The sequence below is a fragment of the Burkholderia pseudomultivorans genome (assembly GCF_902499075.1).
Taxonomy (GTDB): Bacteria; Pseudomonadota; Gammaproteobacteria; order Burkholderiales; family Burkholderiaceae; genus Burkholderia; species Burkholderia pseudomultivorans.
The window spans coordinates 24970-40700 of the sequence record NZ_CABVPP010000041.1 but is presented as its reverse complement, the minus strand read 5'-3'; the positions used below and the strand labels follow the sequence as shown (position 1 = coordinate 40700).

Here is a 15731-nt window from a genome sequence, read left to right as displayed (position 1 = left end):
CGTGCATGAACCGCGCGGGCGGTGCCGGATCCGGCACCGCCCGCGCGCGCATTCGACGCGCCTGAAGCCGGGAGGACGGCTGCGCACCGGGCGATTCGTAGTGCGGTAAACAACCAGTACTTTCAAAAATATTACTTTGATACACTGGCGCGGGTTTCAGCCAAGGAGATGACCAAAATGAAATACCACAAGGCAGTCCTGATGGTCGCGGCGCTCTGCGCGTTCGCAAGCGGCGCGCAGGCTCAGGAGACGGGCACGCTGAAGAAGATCAAGGACACGGGCGTAATCGCGCTGGGCCACCGCGAGTCGTCGATTCCGTTCTCCTACTACGACCAGAACCAGCAGGTCGTCGGCTATTCGCGCGAATTCCAGATGAAGGTCGTCGACGCGGTGAAGAAGAAGCTGAACCTGCCGAACCTGCAGGTGAAGAACATTCCGATCACGTCGCAGAACCGCATCCCGCTGGTGCAGAACGGCACGGTCGACATCGAGTGCGGCTCGACCACCAACAACGCCGAGCGCCAGCAGCAGGCCGCGTTCTCCGACACGATCTTCGTGATCGGCACGCGCCTGATGACGAAGAAGGATTCGGGCATCAAGGATTTCGGCGATCTGAAGGGCAAGACGGTCGTGACCACGGCCGGCACGACCTCCGAGCGTCTGCTGCGCAAGATGAACAACGAGAAGCAGATGGGCATGAACATCATCAGCGCGAAGGATCACGGCGATTCGTTCAATACGCTCGAATCGGGCCGCGCGGTCGCGTTCATGATGGACGACGCGCTGCTCGCGGGCGAGCGCGCGAAGGCCAAGCAGCCGGGCGAATGGGTGATCGTCGGCACGCCGCAATCCGAAGAGGCCTACGGCTGCATGATGCGCAAGGGCGATGCGGACTTCAAGAAGGTTGTCGACGACGCGATCGCGCAGGTCGAGAAGTCGGGCGAAGCCGCGAAGATCTACGCGAAGTGGTTCGAAAACCCGATTCCGCCGAAGGGGCTGAACCTGAACTTCCCGCTGTCGGACTCGATGAAGAAGCTGTTCGCGAACCCGAACGACAAGGCGCTCGACTGACCGCGCGTCCGTTGACGCAGAGTTGATGCCGACGAAACGGAAGAGGCCACGCTTCTTCCGTTTCTTTTTGCTGGAGTCCTGCCCATGTCATACCACTGGAACTGGGGCATTTTCCTGAGCCCCGTCTCGACCGGCGAGCCGACGACTTATTTCGGATGGCTGATGTCCGGCTTCTGGGTGACGATCGAGGTGTCGCTCGTCGCCTGGGTCATCGCGCTGATCGTCGGTTCGCTGTTCGGCGTGCTGCGCACCGTGCCGAACAAATGGCTGTCCGCGATCGGCACCGTGTACGTGTCGATCTTCCGCAACATTCCGCTGATCGTGCAGTTCTTCATCTGGTACCTCGTCGTGCCCGAGTTGCTGCCCGCATCGATCGGCACCTGGATCAAGCAGTTGCCGCCCGGCACGCAGTTCTTCACTGCGTCGATCGTCTGTCTCGGGCTGTTCACCGGCGCGCGCGTGTGCGAACAGGTGCGCTCGGGGATCAACGCGCTGCCGAAGGGCCAGCGCGCCGCCGGTCTCGCGATGGGCTTCACGCAGTGGCAGACGTATCGCTACGTGCTGCTGCCGGTCGCGTACCGGATCATCGTGCCGCCGCTCACGTCCGAGTTCCTGAACATCTTCAAGAACTCGGCGGTCGCGTCGACGATCGGCCTGCTCGACCTGTCCGCGCAGGCGCGCCAGCTCGTCGACTACACCGCGCAGACCTACGAGTCGTTCATCGCGGTCACGCTCGCCTACGTGCTCATCAACCTCGTCGTGATGGCGTTCATGCGCTGGATCGAAGGCCGCACGCGGCTGCCCGGCTACATCGGAGGCAAGTGATGCATCAGTTCGACTGGAGTAGTATTCCCGGCGCGCTGCCGACGCTCTGGACCGGCGCGATCGTCACGTTCAAGATCACGCTGATCGCGATCGTGGTCGGGATCGTCTGGGGCACGCTGCTGGCGCTGATGCGGCTGTCGGGCGTGAAGCCGCTCGCATGGTTCGCGAAGGCGTACGTGACGGTGTTCCGCTCGATCCCGCTCGTGATGGTGCTGCTGTGGTTCTTCCTGATCGTGCCGCAGGTGCTGCAGGGCGTGCTCGGGCTGTCGCCGACGATCGACATCCGGCTTGCGTCGGCGATGGTCGCGTTCTCGCTGTTCGAAGCCGCGTATTATTCGGAGATCATCCGCGCCGGCATCCAGGCGGTGCCGCGCGGGCAGGTGAACGCCGCGTTCGCGCTCGGCATGAACTACGGGCTGGCGATGCGCCTCGTGATCCTGCCGCAGGCGTTTCGCGCGATGGTGCCGCTGCTGCTCACGCAGGCGATCGTGCTGTTCCAGGACACGTCGCTCGTGTACGTGATCAGCCTCGCGGACTTCTTCCGCACGGCCGCCAACATCGGCGATCGCGACGGCACCACCGTCGAGATGGTGCTGTTCGCCGGCGCCTGCTATTTCGTGATTTGCTCGGTGGCGTCTGCCCTCGTCAAAGGTCTCCAGAAAAAGGTCACAAGATGATTTCCATCAAGAACGTTTCGAAGTGGTACGGCCAGTTTCAGGTTCTCACCGACTGCACGACCGAAGTGAAGAAGGGCGAGGTGGTCGTCGTGTGCGGGCCGTCGGGCTCGGGCAAGTCGACGCTGATCAAGACCGTGAACGGCCTCGAGCCGTTCCAGCAGGGCGAGATCCTCGTGAACGGCCAGTCGGTCGGCGACAAGAAGACGAACCTGTCGAAGCTGCGCTCGAAGGTCGGCATGGTGTTCCAGCATTTCGAGCTGTTCCCGCATCTGTCGATCACCGAGAACCTGACGCTCGCGCAGGTCAAGGTGCTCGGCCGCAGCAAGGACGAGGCGACCGAGAAGGGGCTGAAGCTGCTCGACCGCGTCGGCCTGAAGGCGCATGCGCACAAGTTCCCGGGCCAGCTGTCGGGCGGCCAGCAGCAGCGGGTCGCGATCGCGCGCGCGCTGTCGATGGACCCGATCGCGATGCTGTTCGACGAGCCGACGTCCGCGCTCGATCCGGAGATGATCAACGAAGTGCTGGACGTGATGGTCGAACTCGCGCAGGAAGGGATGACGATGATGGTCGTCACGCACGAGATGGGCTTCGCGAAGAAGGTCGCGCACCGCGTGATCTTCATGGACAAGGGCGCGATCGTCGAGGACGACCGCAAGGACGACTTCTTCTCGAACCCGAAATCGGAGCGCGCGAAGGACTTCCTCGCGAAGATCCTGCACTGAGCGTCGCCGCGGGTTTCCCGCGGTCATGCAGAAACCGCCCGGCAGTGCGCCGGGCGGTTTTTTTTCGTCGGCCGGCGGCGCCGGTGCCGCGCGCCGCCGGGCAGCCGTCGCGCCGGACGGCTACCAGCTGTACCGATAGCCGACCTGCCCGACGATGCCGCGCCGGTACGACCCGCCGATATTGCGCGCGTACTTCGCGTTCGCGTACAGCTCGCCCGACTTGCCGAAGCCCGCGGTCACGCCGACGCCGAGTTCGTACCACGTGCGGCCCAGGTGCGTCGCGAACGGCGTGCCGCCGACGACGGTCTGGCCCGGCGACAGGAAGTCGTGCAGCACGTCGGCCGTGAAGTACGGCGTCGCGGCGCCGCCGCCTGCGTTCGACTCGAGGTTCGGCCGGAAGATGCGCACGCCGACGCGCCCGCGCAGCGCGTTGCTGGTCGTGCCCGATACGGCCGACACGTTGTCGCTGAAGCCGTTGAGCTTCAGGTACTGGTACATCAGCTGCGCCTGCGGCTCGACCGCGATCGGCGTGCCGCCGACCGCGAACGGCTTGCCGACCTCCTGCGACAGCGCGACGCCGAAGCCGTTCTGCGACGCTTCGTTGCCGTAGCTGTCGCGATAGCGGTTGCCGTAGTGCGTGACCTGGCCGACGCTGTCGAAGTACGTGCCGTCGGACAGATACTTCGTCCAGTAGCCGCCGATGCTCTGCGCATGCATCTGCACCGAACCGGTCGACGTCGACAGGTCCGGCGTGTCGCTGCGTGCGAGGTCGGTGAAGCTCGCGTTCGACGTGCCGATGGTCGCGGTCACGCCCGCGTGCGTGCTGCCGCCGTTGGGCGTCTGGTCGAGCGTCCAGTCCTTGCCGAGCTGCGCGAAGAACGTGCGCTCGTCGGCCGCGAAGCGTCCTGCGTTCGCATCGAGGCTCTGGCCGCCGATGCGCCCCCACACGCCGTCGCGGTTGCCGGGCTGCTGCTTCTCGAGGTTGTAGACGTCGCCGACGCGCTCGTGCAGCTTGCCGAGCGTCGAGAAGCCGTAGTCGGCGTTGAGCAGCGGCGTCAACGCGTAACCGGAGACGCCCGGACGATAGGCGAGATTGCCGCCGTTGCCGTTGCCGCTGCCGGACGGGCCGACCGGATCGCCCGGGTCGGTCGGGTCGAGCTGCGAGCGCAGATACCAGCCGTTCGCGTCGCCCTGGCCGCCGCGGTAGAGCCGGTATTCGTACGCGCCGGCCTGCACGGGGCCGGCGAGATGGAACGCCGACGCGGTGGTCGTGCCGCCGTTGGCCGTGACGACCACCGGAATCCCGTCGCCGGTCGTCTGCGCGCCGGTGCCGGCCGTGTTGGCGATCTTCAGGCCGGTCGTGCCGCTCGCGGCGCCGCCGCTGACGATCACGCGGTCGGTCGGCGACGCGTCGGCGCCGAGGAACGTGTTCAGCGCGATCGTGCCGCCGTTGCCGACGTAGCTGCCGGTCGTCAGCGTCTTGTAGCTGCCGGTCAGCGCCGGCGAGCCGGTCGGTGCGGCGAAGGCGACCGTGCCCGCGTTCGTCAGGCTGCTCAGCACCGAGCTTGCCGTCATGTTCCACGTGCTCGTGCCGTCGACCGTCAGCGCGACCGGGTCGATCCGGCCGGTCAGCGTCGTGCGCTGGGTCAGGAACACGTTGCCGGTGCTCGATGCGTCGGAGACGATGTCGCCGGTCAGGTTCACCGCCGACGCGTCGAAGGTCGCCTGGCTGCCGTTCGACAGATCCAGCAGCGTGCCGTTGCCGGCCGTCACGACCGTGCCGTTGCGCACTGCGATGTCGGCGGCGCCGCCGCGCGCGGCGAATGCCGGCCCGCCGATCGACGTCACGCTGCCGCCGTCGACGAGCACCGAACTCGTCGCGCCGGTCGCGAGCGTGTCCGAGGTCAGCACGCCGGCCGTCGCGCCCTTGAGCGTCGTGCCCGTCAGCGCGAGCGTGCCGCCGCTGTCCGCGGTTGCGCCGCGGCCGGCCGCGCTCGATATCGACGAGCCCGTATCGGCGATGCGGCCGCCGTTCTGCGCGACGAGGCCGTCGGCCGCGGCGCCGGCCGTGCCGATCTTCGTGCCCGACAGCAGCGCCGTCGCGCCGTTGCCGACGACGAGCGCGGCTGCGCCGGCGCCGGCCGTCGCGACGGTCGTGCCGCCGGCTGCCAGCGTCGAGTCCGTGCCCGACACGACCATGCCGCGCGCGCCGTCGCCGGCGGTGTGCACGCGTGTGGCGGCATCGGTCGAGATCCGCGCGCCGGCGCCGCTCGACGACAGGCCGTCGGCGCCGGTGCCGGTCGTGCCGATCTGCGTGCCCGACAGCACGATCGTCGTGTGGGTGCCCAGGTTGTCGATGCCCTTGCCCGAGCCGCCGACCGCGATCGACGTTGCGCCGGCCGCGATGCCGCCGTCCGACACGGTCGAGTCGATCAGCACGCCGTCGGCGCTGCCGTTCGCGGCGACGGTGCCCGCACCCGACAGCGCGACCGACGCGCCGGCGCCCGTCAGGTGGATGCCGGCGATGCCGTCGTCGGCCTCGATCGAGCCCGTGTTGGTCAGCGTCGCCGACGCGCCCTGCACGAGCGCGCCGGTGCCGTCGGACACGCGGATCGTCGATGCGTTGTTCACCGTGCCCTGCGTGCCGACCACCACGCCGGTCGAGCCGGCGCCTGTCAGCAGCACGGTGTTGCGGTTATCGAGCGTGCCGAGGTTCTGTGCGACGAAGCCCGTCACGCCCGCGGTCGACGACGTGACGGCGGCCTCGTTGGTCAGCGTCGTCGCGACCGGTGCACCGGCATTCGCGCCGGACAGGTCGTGCGGCTGGCCGTCGACGACGCCCGCGATCGCGCCGGCCGCATTCAGGTTGATCGTCGCGCCTGCGTCGATCGTGCCGGTCGCGCCGCCTTCGACCGCGACGGCGATGCCGTTCGCGCCGTTGACGTTGTAGACCGCGTCGCCGGTCGACAGCGTGGTGCCGGCGTCGGTCGCGAGCACGCCGCGCGCGTGCTGGCCGTCGACGTTGGTCGTCAGCGTGCCGGCCGTCGATGCGCCCGTATAGGCTGCGCCGCCCGCGACGCGGAACAGCGTCGAATCGTCGGTGCCGACCGTGAGATTCTGCGCGGCCACGTTGATCTTCGAGCCCGCGCCATACGCGTAGAAGCCGATCTGGTTGGTGCCCGACACGAAGTCCGGCACCGCGTTGGCGCCGACGTCGATGGTCGCGCCGGCGCGCGCGTGCACGCCGATCGCGCCGTTGCCCGTCAGGTTCAGCGCGCCGTCGAGCCGGGCCGTCGCGTTCGGCCCTTCGGCCCACACGCCGTAGTTGCGCATGTCCGACGCCGGGTCGAGCGCGCCGGCCACGTCGATCGTGCCGGTCGAGGTCGCGGACGTCGCGGTCGCGCCGTTGCCGACCACCATGATGCCGATCCCGTTCACGCCGTTCAGCGTGATGGTGCCGGTGTTGGTCACGGTCGCGCCGCTGTTGGCCGCGAGCATGCCGACGTTGGCGAGCGGCGTGCCCGGCGCCGCGCCGTTGACGGCGATCGTGCCGGCGTTGGTCAGCGTGCCGGCGGTCGAGCCGATGCTTGCCATCGCGGCGCCGTTCTGCGTCTGCGAGCCGATCACGATGGTGCCGAGGTTGCTCGCGGTGCCGGACTGGCCGAGCAGCACGCCGTACGCATGCGCGGACAGTGCGACGTCGTTCGCGGCTTCCGGCGCCGCGCCGTCGTACTGCGCGGCGCGGCCGAGATAGATCGTGCCGCCGGCTTCGTTCGTGAAGCTGCCGCCGGCGACGAGCCCGCCGATCACCTGGCTGTCGAGCGTGGTCGCATTGACGCCGACGTTGATCGTGCCGGCGTTCGACGCGGCGGCGCCGCCCGTCACGGCCACTGCGTAGCTCTGCAGGTCCGGGTGGTCGCCGTTCAGCGTCCACGCACCGACGTTCATCACGCCGTTGTTGACGAAGGTCGTGCCCTTGCCGTCCGCATAGACGCCGAAGCCTTCGGTATATGCGCCGAAGCCGAAGTTGTCGGGCGCTGCGCTGCCGCCCGTGTTGAAGTTGTCGCCGGCCGCGTAACCTGCGGAGATCGCGCCGTTGTTGACGCCGCTTGCGCCGCTCAGCAGGCGGACCAGCGTGAAGTCGCCCGACAGGCTGCCGTCGTTGACGAAATGCGCGCCGTGTTCCGCGAGCACGGCCGAACTCGAGTCGATCGTGTTGGTGCCGCGAAAGTCGATCTGGCCGCCCGTGCCGATATGCAGCGTCGCGTTCGCGCCGGTGCCGTGCATGACCGACAGGTGATCGATCGGCAGCGCGTTCTTGTCGCCCGCGGACACGTCGTTCGCGTACTGGAAGGTTTCCGTCGAGATCGTGACGGCCTGGCCGAACGCGCTGTCGTAGGCGGCCTGCGAGCCGAGCGCGCCGCTCTGGATCGAGCGCACCAGGAAGTCGTTGTACGCGGCGAGCGACGCGGCATCGGTGACGGTCCAGGTGCTGCCGTCGAACGCGGTGAAGGTGCCGGCGTAGGTCGGCACATCGAGCTGGATGCTGCCGACCGGGCCGCCGTTCGCGAGATAGTCACCGGTGGTGAACCAGACCTGGTTGCGCGAATTCCAGTTGACGACGCTCGGCGCCGCGCCGGTGCCGTCCGCGAAGGTCAGGTCGGTCTGCTTGGCCGCCATCGTGATCGCATTGCCGGCCGCCGCCGGCGCATTCGCCGGATTGCCGATCGACACGTCGAGCGTGCCGCCGGTGTCGGCGACCGTGCCGATGCGCGTGTTCAGGTACTGGTTGCCGTTCACGTCGTGATAGACGGGGACGTCGACCGAGCCTGCGCTCGACGCGGCGAATTCCGACGAGTTGTAGGTTGCGATCGACGTATGGGTGCCGGTGATCGAGTCGGGCGTGCTGACGCTCTGCGTCTTGCCGCCGAGCGACAGTTGCGGCTGGCTCGGGTCGCCCGACACGGTCGACGCGCTGCCGAGCGGCACCATCGTGTAGCCGGCGTCGCCGGTGGCGCCTGTCCATGCGCCGGTGACGCCGACCCTGTCGCCGCCCGAGACGGTCGCGGCACCGGCCAGGTTGTCGTTCGCGACCGGGCCGTAGCTGCCGATTGCGCAGGTGCCGCCCGTCGCGACCGGCGCGCCGTTGCCGCAACTCGACGCGTACGCGGCGCCGGAGGACAGCGCGGCCAAGGTAGTCAATGCGGCGCCCAGCGCGGCGACGCGCAGTCGCGGCCGGTTGGCGCTCGCCGATGCGACGATGCTGCCGCCGGACCGGCTGCCCGAACGCTTGCCGCGCGCCCGCGATGTTTCCGCCACTGCGACCCAGCACCCGGTGGTCTCGCTCCATATCGATCGAAATGAGTGATTCACGACATGCCCCTCTTTTTCTTTTGAAGTGGTATTCACCGCGATACGGTGAAAGCGCGTTCCGCGGTGAATCAATATCCGGAATGGACATGCGGCGACCGTGGCGGCTTGCTGCGCCAGTCGCATTTCGCTACACCGAGGATGAGGGGAGTCTACTGACTGCGTAAGCGGTCGATTATCAAAAAAATTAAAATCGTGGCGTTAATGCCGATTAAATCCGGTATTTCTGAAATGTGTGATCGTACGAACCGAAAGCCTTTGTGGACAATGGTTTGGCGGGGATCGTCGGCGGGGCGGGGAATTGCCGAATCGGTGGGCTGACGCACGGTTCGGCAAATTTCGATGCGTTAAAATAGGGTTTCCGGATTATGTGCTTTTAGCGGATCGCGATTTTTTGTTTCGCATATGGATTATTTTCGCTTGAAAATTAATAAAATCAAGTGAATATTGCGGGGCGGCGCGCCGATTTGCTGAATTGTGGTCCGGATGAAACGGAAACGGGCGGGGCAGGGATTTCGGCCGCGAAATGCAGCGCTCGGGCGTGCAGAAACGGCGCGCGACGGCCGCGCGCCGCGTTCAGAAATCGATTGCGTCGTCGGTGTCGGCGTCGGCGCCTTCCGCGAGCGCCGCGCGCCGCGTGTCGCACGGCGCGGACGCGGACGGGTCGAGCGACGGGTTGCGCAGCTTCTCGAGCACGCGCTCCGGCACCGGAATCTGCATTCGCGCCGCGACGTCGCCGCACTGGAACATGATCAGCTCGCCCGGCTCGAACGCGGTCCAGACTTCGTTGTCGGTGAGCGGCTGGGTCGCGATCACCGCGACGCGATCCTCGGGCGTCGTGTATTTCGCGAAGTCGATCGACAGGTCCTCGTCGACCAGATGCGCGGTCGAGAACGGCCAGCGGCGCACCAGGTAGTGCAGCCGCGTCGAGCAGTGCGCGAACAGCGCCTGGCCGTTCGACATCAGGAAGTTGAACACGCCGTGATCGGTGATCCCGCGCGTCAGTTCGCCGACGCGCTCGAACAGCTCCGGCAGCGGCGGCTGCGCGCCCGGGAACGCTTCGCGCAACCCCTGCATCAGCACGCAGAACGCCTGCTCGCTGTCGGTCGTGCCGACCGGGTGGTAGACGCTGCCTTCGAGGTCGGGTTCGTAGTCCTGCAGATCGCCGTTATGCGCGAAGATCCAGTGCCGTCCCCACAGCTCGCGCATGAACGGATGGCTGTTCTCGAGCAGGATGTGCCCCTGCGTGGCCTTGCGGATGTGCGCGATCGTGTTCTTCGACTTGATCGGGTAGCGCTTGACCATTTCGGCGATCGGCGATGTCGCCGACGCCTGCTGGTCGATGAACAGGCGGCAGGCCTTGTCTTCGAAGAAGGCGATCCCCCAGCCGTCGGCGTGGTGATCGGTGAGCCCGCCCCGGGCCGCGAAACCTGTGAAGGAGAATGTGACGTCCGTCGGCGCGGCGCAGTTCATTCCTAGGAGTTGGCACATTTTACTTGGGGCGGCTGGTCGAAGCGGGGTAACGAACCGGGTGAACCCCGGTACAATGCGGGTTCTAGCATATCACCGAGCCCGGAGCGGTAAAAAGCGGATTCCGCCGGCCGAAGGCCCCGTGTTGCGGTTTGCCGTCAGTCGGCCCGCGCACGCGCGTTCCGGCCCCGCCGTCGTCCGCCCGTTCCAGCCCGTTCCTCACGACGCCTCCTATGACTGCCTCGAACGCTACCTCTCCGGCGACGCTGTCGCTCGCCCGTCCCGACGACCTGCACCTGCATCTGCGAGACGGCGACATGCTGGCCGCCGTGCTGCCGCATACCGCGCGCCAGTTCGCCCGCGCGATCGTCATGCCGAACCTGAAGCCGCCGGTCACGACCACCGCGCATGCGCAGGCCTATCGCGAGCGGATCCTCGCCGCGCTGCCGGCCGGCATGGCGTTCGAGCCGCTGATGACGCTGTACCTGACCGACAACACGTCGCCCGACGAAATCCGCCGCGCGCGCGCGAGCGGCTTCGTGCACGGCGTGAAGCTGTACCCGGCCGGCGCGACGACGAACTCCGATCACGGCGTCAGCGATCTCGCGAAGTGCGCGAAGGCGCTCGAAGCGATGCAGGAAACCGGCATGCCGCTGCTCGTGCACGGCGAGGTGACCGATCCGGCGGTCGACATGTTCGATCGCGAGAAGGTCTTCATCGACCGCGTGATGACGCCGCTGCGTCGCGATTTCCCGGGCCTGAAGGTCGTGTTCGAGCACATCACGACGAAGGACGCCGCCGACTACGTGCGCGACGCCGACGCGGCGCCGGGCCTGCTCGGCGCGACGATCACGCCGCAGCATCTGCTGTACAGCCGCAACGCGCTGTTCGTCGGCGGGATCCGCCCGCATTACTACTGCCTGCCGGTGCTGAAGCGCGAGACGCATCGCGTCGCGCTGGTCGAAGCGGCGACCTCCGGCAACCCGCGCTTCTTCCTCGGCACCGACAGCGCGCCGCACGCGCGCGACGCGAAGGAAACCGCATGCGGCTGCGCGGGCTGCTATACGGCGCTGCACGCGCTCGAGCTGTATGCGGAAGCGTTCGACCAGGCCGGCGCGCTCGACAAGCTGGAAAATTTCGCGAGCCGCTTCGGCGCCGATTTCTACGGGCTGCCGCACAGCACCGAGACGATCACGCTGCGCCGCGAAACCTGGGAACTGCCGCGCGAGGTTTTCGCGGGCGATACGCCGGTCGTGCCGCTGCGCGCAGGCGAGACGCTCGGCTGGAAACTCGCGTGAGCGGCGCGCCGCCGCGTGACGCCGGCCATGCGGCCGGCGGCGGGGCGGCCGATTTCGCGCGGATCGACTGGTCCGCGCCCTGGCTCGCCGGCTATGCGCCGCCGGGCCGCGCCGTGCAGGCGGCCGCGCTGGCCGGCGCCGCCGCGATGCTCGATGCGCTGAACGGCGCCCTCGGCGCACTCGGTAATGGCGCGCGCGTCAGCGGCCGCGGCAAGCCGCTGCGCTTCGTGCCGCAGGCCGAACTGCCGCCCGGCGTCGCCTACGAGACCCATATCGCCGCCACCGGCGGCGTGCCGACCCGGCACAATCTCCACGATTTCTTCAATGCGCTCGTCTGGCTCGCGTATCCGCGCATCAAGGCCGCGCTGAATGCGCGCCAGGCCGCGGCGATCGACGCGGCGGGCGGCGTCGGGCCCGTGCGCGGGCCGTTGCGCGACGCGCTGACGCTGTTCGACGAGAACGCGGCGCTGTTCGTGACCGCCGACCGCGCACTCGCCGACGCGCTGCGCGGCTTCGACTGGCCGCGGCTGCTGGTGGCCGCGCGCGATGCGTGGGGCGCGCGCTGCGAGGTGCGGCTCGTCGGCCATGCGCTGCTCGAAAAGCTCGTCGCGCCTTACAAGTCCTGCACCGCGCACGCATGGATCGTCGAAGTGAGTGCCGACTATTTTTCGTGGCCGGACGCACGGCGCGCCGCGCATGTCGATGCGCAAGTGGCCGGCGAACTCGCGGCGCGCAACCTGACGAGCCGCGATTTCTCGCCGCTGCCGGTGCTGGGCGTGCCGGGCTGGTGGGCGGCGAACGCCGACCCGGCGTTCTACGCGGATACGGCCGTCTTCCGCAGCGGCCGCCGCACGCGCGCTGCCGGCGGCGGCGCGCAGTGCTAGAATGCGCGTCGCAAAGCAGGCTAGGCAGTCGCGGCCTCGCCGCCTTCGGGCAGGCGGGGGCGAGGAAAGTCCGGACTCCACAGGGCAGGGTGATGGCTAACGGCCATCCGTGGCGACACGCGGAACAGGGCAACAGAAAGCAAACCGCCGATGGCCCGGCGCAAGCCGGGATCAGGTAAGGGTGAAACGGTGCGGTAAGAGCGCACCGCGGCGACGGCGACGTTCGCCGGCACGGTAACCTCCACCCGGAGCAATTCCAAGTAGGCAGGCGCGCATTTTCGGATGCAGGACGGGGCCCCCGTCTCGTCTGCGGGTAGGAAGCTTGAGCGCGTCAGCAATGGCGCGCCTAGAGGAATGGCTGCCACGCGCGGCGCGCTTCGGTGCGCCGCGTGCACAGAATCCGGCTTATCGGCCTGCTTTGCCGCTCGAATACACGAAGGGCCGGCGCTCCGCGAGGAGCGTCGGCCCTTCGTTCATGTGCGCGCCGTGCGCTCAGGCTGCGACGATGTCGAACGAATGCGTGAGTTCGGCCGTCTTCGCGATCATGATCGACGCGGAGCAGTACTTGTCGTGCGACAGGTTGATCGCGCGCTCGACCGTGGCCGGGTTCAGGTTGCGGCCCGTGACGGTGAAGTGGAAGTGGACCTTCGTGAACACCTTCGGATCTTCGCTGGCGCGCTCGGCCTTCAGCGTGACCGAACAGCCGGTGACGTCCTGGCGGCTCTTCTTCAGGATCAGTACGACGTCGTACGCGGTGCAGCCGCCGGTGCCGACCAGCACCATTTCCATCGGACGCGGCGCGAGGTTGTGACCGCCGCCCTCGGGCGCACCGTCCATCGCGACGAGGTGGCCGCTTCCGGTCTGGGCGGAAAATGCCATGCCGTCCTGACCCATCCAGCTTACTTTGCATTCCATGCTTGCGCTCCAGCGTTGCCTGATTCGAATTCGATCCGGCATTGTAGCCCGCCGCGCCACGCCCGGCTGATGCGCCGCAGGAGCCGGAACGCCGCACCGGCGCATCGGCCGCGCGAGCGGCTGCCGAACGGCCATTTCCCTGTCGGGTTTAGGGGTTTTACTCTAGATGGGCACGGTCGCAGCTTCGTCGATCCTGCTTCAATCGATTGATTCATAAGGGGAAATCCGGATTTTCGAGTGCTGACCCGATATTTCGCATTATGGTTTTCGATTTCGCAATGCAAATTTTCTTGTGAAGTCGGCGACGCGTTCGTATAATGCGTCTCATTGGTTGTCGCGCTGCGGCAACCTCCGAATGTCTCCTCCACCCTCCTCCTAAGGTGGATTAAGCCCGAACCAGCCGTTCGGGCTTTTTTTCGTCCCGTGCAAACATCGGCGCGCAGTTTGCGCGCCCCGATACCGCTACGCGGGTTGCTGCGCGGCCGATTGCGATGGCGCGCCGGGCGGTGCGCCGCGCGGGCGGGCCGCAGGCGCGGCCGCTGCCGACGCGTGGCCGTGGGCGCGCGCGCAGAAGTGGCGCACGCGTTCGCGCACCGCGCGCAGGCGCGCGATCCGGTCTTCGGCATGGGCGGCGCGGGCCTCGGCGATGCGCGCATCGAGCGCGTCGAGCTTGGCTTCGCAGCCGGTGTGGGCGGCGACGGCGGGCGCCGCGGCGGCCAGCAGCGTGGCCGCGAAGAAGGGTGCAAGTCGTTGTTTCATAAGCGTGTTTGTTGTTTTCCGCATGCGGCCGGTCGGGGCGCGGCAAGGTCATGTGCCGCGCGTCGATGGGTGCCTCCCCGGGCGCTCGGTTCGCCTGGCTGGTCGGGGCACGACCGGATTTTGGCCGATTTCGGGCACGCTGGACACCGCGGTATGGATTCTCTTTGACCGCGACGCCGTATTTCCTTTATAATTCAGGGCTTTTCCGCATTCATGCCCACGGAAAAAGAACAGGGAGAGCCTGCACCGCGCCTCGAAGCGCACTCAGACAAGCAGGAAGAACACATCGGGCAAAGCATTTTTTTTGGATCGATCATGAAGACGTTTTCCGCAAAAGCCCATGAGGTGACGCGCGAATGGTACGTGATTGACGCGACGGATAAGGTTCTCGGCCGTGTTGCCAGCGAAGTGGCACGCCGTCTGCGCGGCAAGCACAAGCCTGAGTTCACCCCGCACGTCGACACCGGTGATTTCATCATCATCATCAACGCGAGCAAGTTGAAGGTCACGGGCAACAAGACTCTGGACAAGAAGTACTACCGTCACTCGGGCTACCCGGGCGGTATCTATGAAACGACGTTCGGCAAGATGCAGGAACGCTTCCCGGGCCGCGCGCTCGAGAAGGCGGTCAAGGGCATGCTGCCGAAGGGCCCGCTCGGCTACGCGATGATCAAGAAGCTGAAGGTCTACGCAGAAGCGACGCATCCGCACTCGGCTCAACAGCCGAAGGCGCTCGAGATCTAAGGGGAGCCCACATGATCGGTAACTGGAACTACGGTACGGGCCGCCGCAAGAGCGCAGTCGCACGTGTCTTCATCAAGGCTGGCAAGGGCGACATCATCGTCAACGGCAAGCCCATCGCTGACTACTTCTCGCGCGAAACGTCGCTGATGATCGTGCGTCAACCGCTGGAACTCACGAACCACGGCCAGACGTTCGACATCAAGGTGAACGTGACGGGCGGCGGTGAAACGGGCCAGGCAGGCGCAGTGCGCCACGGCATCACCCGTGCACTGATCGACTACGATGCGACGCTGAAGCCGTCGCTGTCGAACGCAGGCTTCGTCACGCGCGATGCACGTGAAGTCGAGCGTAAGAAGGTCGGTCTGCGCAAGGCACGCCGCGCGAAGCAGTTCTCGAAGCGTTAATTTCGCTTCATGGCCGCGCCGCTTCCGGGCGGCGTCCGCCGGAAAAACCGCCAGCTTTCGCGCTGGCGGTTTTTTTATGCGCGCGCGGCGACGGCCGGCCGCGCGCACGCTTGATGAAATCGACAAGAACCTATTGATTTCATGGACATCAGCACGATCTTCTGATCGGCCCTACAATAGCGGCTAAAGCTTTTTGGAGAGTTCGCAATGAACGCTGTTACCGAATCCGCAGCAACGACGACCGAAATGCCGGCACCGTTCGTCTTCACCGACGCCGCGGCCGACAAGGTCAAGCAACTGATCGACGAAGAGGGCAATCCCGACCTGAAGCTGCGCGTGTTCGTGCAGGGTGGCGGCTGCTCCGGCTTCCAGTATGGCTTCACGTTCGACGAGGAAGTCAACGAGGACGACACCGTGATGAACAAGAACGGCGTCCAGCTGCTGATCGACTCGATGAGCTACCAGTACCTGGTCGGCGCCGAGATCGACTACAAGGACGACCTCAATGGCGCGCAGTTCGTGATCAAGAACCCGAACGCAACGACCACCTGCGGGTGCGGCTCGTCGTTCTCGGTCTGAGCGCGCGACGGAT

13 protein-coding genes and 1 other RNA gene are annotated in these 15731 nt (G+C 66.8%); 10 read left to right on the top strand and 4 right to left on the bottom strand.

What is annotated here, in order from left to right:
* Positions 1 to 177: 177 nt before the first annotated feature.
* The 4 genes from BST28156_RS23395 (at position 178) to BST28156_RS23380 (ending at position 3295) form a co-directional block, all read left to right on the top strand.
* Entirely contained in the window at positions 178 to 1071 is an 894-nt protein-coding gene (locus tag BST28156_RS23395) for a glutamate/aspartate ABC transporter substrate-binding protein (RefSeq protein ID WP_060245064.1), read from the top strand.
* 84 nt (positions 1072 to 1155) lie between these two features.
* Complete coding sequence (locus tag BST28156_RS23390) at positions 1156 to 1896, top strand: amino acid ABC transporter permease (RefSeq protein WP_009690758.1); 741 nt, start codon at positions 1156 to 1158, stop codon at positions 1894 to 1896.
* On the top strand, positions 1896 to 2573 hold the full coding sequence (gene gltK / locus BST28156_RS23385) for a glutamate/aspartate ABC transporter permease GltK (RefSeq protein ID WP_060244945.1): 678 nt from the start codon (positions 1896 to 1898) through the stop codon (positions 2571 to 2573). Before BST28156_RS23390 ends, gltK begins: the two co-directional genes overlap by 1 nt.
* On the top strand, positions 2570 to 3295 hold the full coding sequence (locus tag BST28156_RS23380; RefSeq protein ID WP_060244947.1) for an amino acid ABC transporter ATP-binding protein: 726 nt from the start codon (positions 2570 to 2572) through the stop codon (positions 3293 to 3295). Before gltK ends, BST28156_RS23380 begins: the two co-directional genes overlap by 4 nt.
* 120 nt (positions 3296 to 3415) lie before the next feature.
* On the opposite strand, the gene BST28156_RS23375 is transcribed toward BST28156_RS23380, so the two are convergent.
* Positions 3416 to 8668 carry an autotransporter outer membrane beta-barrel domain-containing protein gene (locus BST28156_RS23375; RefSeq protein WP_174903461.1) on the bottom strand — a complete coding sequence of 1751 codons (5253 nt, stop codon included), beginning with the start codon at positions 8666 to 8668 and terminating at the stop codon, positions 3416 to 3418.
* Positions 8669 to 9241: 573 nt separating this feature from the next.
* On the bottom strand, positions 9242 to 10156 hold the full coding sequence (locus tag BST28156_RS23370; RefSeq protein WP_174903460.1) for a class II glutamine amidotransferase: 915 nt from the start codon (positions 10154 to 10156) through the stop codon (positions 9242 to 9244).
* 212 nt (positions 10157 to 10368) lie between these two features.
* On the opposite strand from BST28156_RS23370, the gene pyrC reads away from it, so the two are divergent.
* The 3 genes from pyrC (at position 10369) to rnpB (ending at position 12741) form a co-directional block, all read left to right on the top strand.
* A complete protein-coding gene (gene pyrC / locus BST28156_RS23365) occupies positions 10369 to 11433 on the top strand; it encodes a dihydroorotase (protein WP_174903459.1) in 1065 nt (354 codons plus the stop codon).
* Entirely contained in the window at positions 11430 to 12317 is an 888-nt protein-coding gene (locus tag BST28156_RS23360; protein ID WP_174903458.1) for a DUF3025 domain-containing protein, read from the top strand. Before pyrC ends, BST28156_RS23360 begins: the two co-directional genes overlap by 4 nt.
* Before the next feature lie 12 nt (positions 12318 to 12329).
* Positions 12330 to 12741: RNase P RNA component class A (rnpB, locus tag BST28156_RS23355), an RNA gene on the top strand.
* Positions 12742 to 12809: 68 nt separating this feature from the next.
* On the opposite strand, the gene BST28156_RS23350 is transcribed toward rnpB, so the two are convergent.
* Both BST28156_RS23350 and BST28156_RS23345 read right to left on the bottom strand, forming a co-directional pair.
* Positions 12810 to 13274 carry an OsmC family protein gene (locus BST28156_RS23350; RefSeq protein ID WP_080292842.1) on the bottom strand — a complete coding sequence of 155 codons (465 nt, stop codon included), beginning with the start codon at positions 13272 to 13274 and terminating at the stop codon, positions 12810 to 12812.
* Between the two features lie 420 nt (positions 13275 to 13694).
* On the bottom strand, positions 13695 to 13991 hold the full coding sequence (locus BST28156_RS23345; RefSeq protein WP_174903457.1) for a DUF1090 family protein: 297 nt from the start codon (positions 13989 to 13991) through the stop codon (positions 13695 to 13697).
* 315 nt (positions 13992 to 14306) lie between these two features.
* Here BST28156_RS23345 and rplM point away from each other — a divergent pair, with 315 nt between their 5' ends.
* The 3 genes from rplM to erpA all read left to right on the top strand — a co-directional run bounded on the left by rplM (position 14307) and on the right by erpA (position 15718).
* Positions 14307 to 14735 carry a 50S ribosomal protein L13 gene (gene rplM / locus BST28156_RS23340; RefSeq protein ID WP_009687896.1) on the top strand — a complete coding sequence of 143 codons (429 nt, stop codon included), beginning with the start codon at positions 14307 to 14309 and terminating at the stop codon, positions 14733 to 14735.
* A gap of 11 nt (positions 14736 to 14746) precedes the next feature.
* Complete coding sequence (gene rpsI, locus BST28156_RS23335; RefSeq protein ID WP_009687897.1) at positions 14747 to 15139, top strand: 30S ribosomal protein S9; 393 nt, start codon at positions 14747 to 14749, stop codon at positions 15137 to 15139.
* A gap of 207 nt (positions 15140 to 15346) precedes the next feature.
* The gene (gene erpA / locus BST28156_RS23330) at positions 15347 to 15718 is read left to right on the top strand and encodes an iron-sulfur cluster insertion protein ErpA (RefSeq protein ID WP_006401687.1); all 372 of its coding nucleotides are present in this window, start codon (positions 15347 to 15349) and stop codon (positions 15716 to 15718) included.
* The last annotated feature ends 13 nt before the right edge of the window (positions 15719 to 15731 follow it).

Excerpts from the sequence above, each read along its gene's own strand:
- erpA (WP_006401687.1), top strand. The coding sequence starts at position 15,347 with ATGAACGCTGTTACCGAATCCGCAGCAACGACGACCGAAATGCCGGCA.
- pyrC (WP_174903459.1), top strand. The coding sequence starts at position 10,369 with ATGACTGCCTCGAACGCTACCTCTCCGGCGACGCTGTCGCTCGCCCGT.
- gltK (WP_060244945.1), top strand. The coding sequence starts at position 1,896 with ATGCATCAGTTCGACTGGAGTAGTATTCCCGGCGCGCTGCCGACGCTC.
- BST28156_RS23380 (WP_060244947.1), top strand. The coding sequence starts at position 2,570 with ATGATTTCCATCAAGAACGTTTCGAAGTGGTACGGCCAGTTTCAGGTT.
- rpsI (WP_009687897.1), top strand. The coding sequence starts at position 14,747 with ATGATCGGTAACTGGAACTACGGTACGGGCCGCCGCAAGAGCGCAGTC.
- rplM (WP_009687896.1), top strand. The coding sequence starts at position 14,307 with ATGAAGACGTTTTCCGCAAAAGCCCATGAGGTGACGCGCGAATGGTAC.
- BST28156_RS23390 (WP_009690758.1), top strand. The coding sequence starts at position 1,156 with ATGTCATACCACTGGAACTGGGGCATTTTCCTGAGCCCCGTCTCGACC.
- BST28156_RS23370 (WP_174903460.1), bottom strand. The coding sequence starts at position 10,156 with ATGTGCCAACTCCTAGGAATGAACTGCGCCGCGCCGACGGACGTCACA.
- BST28156_RS23350 (WP_080292842.1), bottom strand. The coding sequence starts at position 13,274 with ATGCCGGATCGAATTCGAATCAGGCAACGCTGGAGCGCAAGCATGGAA.
- BST28156_RS23395 (WP_060245064.1), top strand. The coding sequence starts at position 178 with ATGAAATACCACAAGGCAGTCCTGATGGTCGCGGCGCTCTGCGCGTTC.
- BST28156_RS23345 (WP_174903457.1), bottom strand. The coding sequence starts at position 13,991 with ATGAAACAACGACTTGCACCCTTCTTCGCGGCCACGCTGCTGGCCGCC.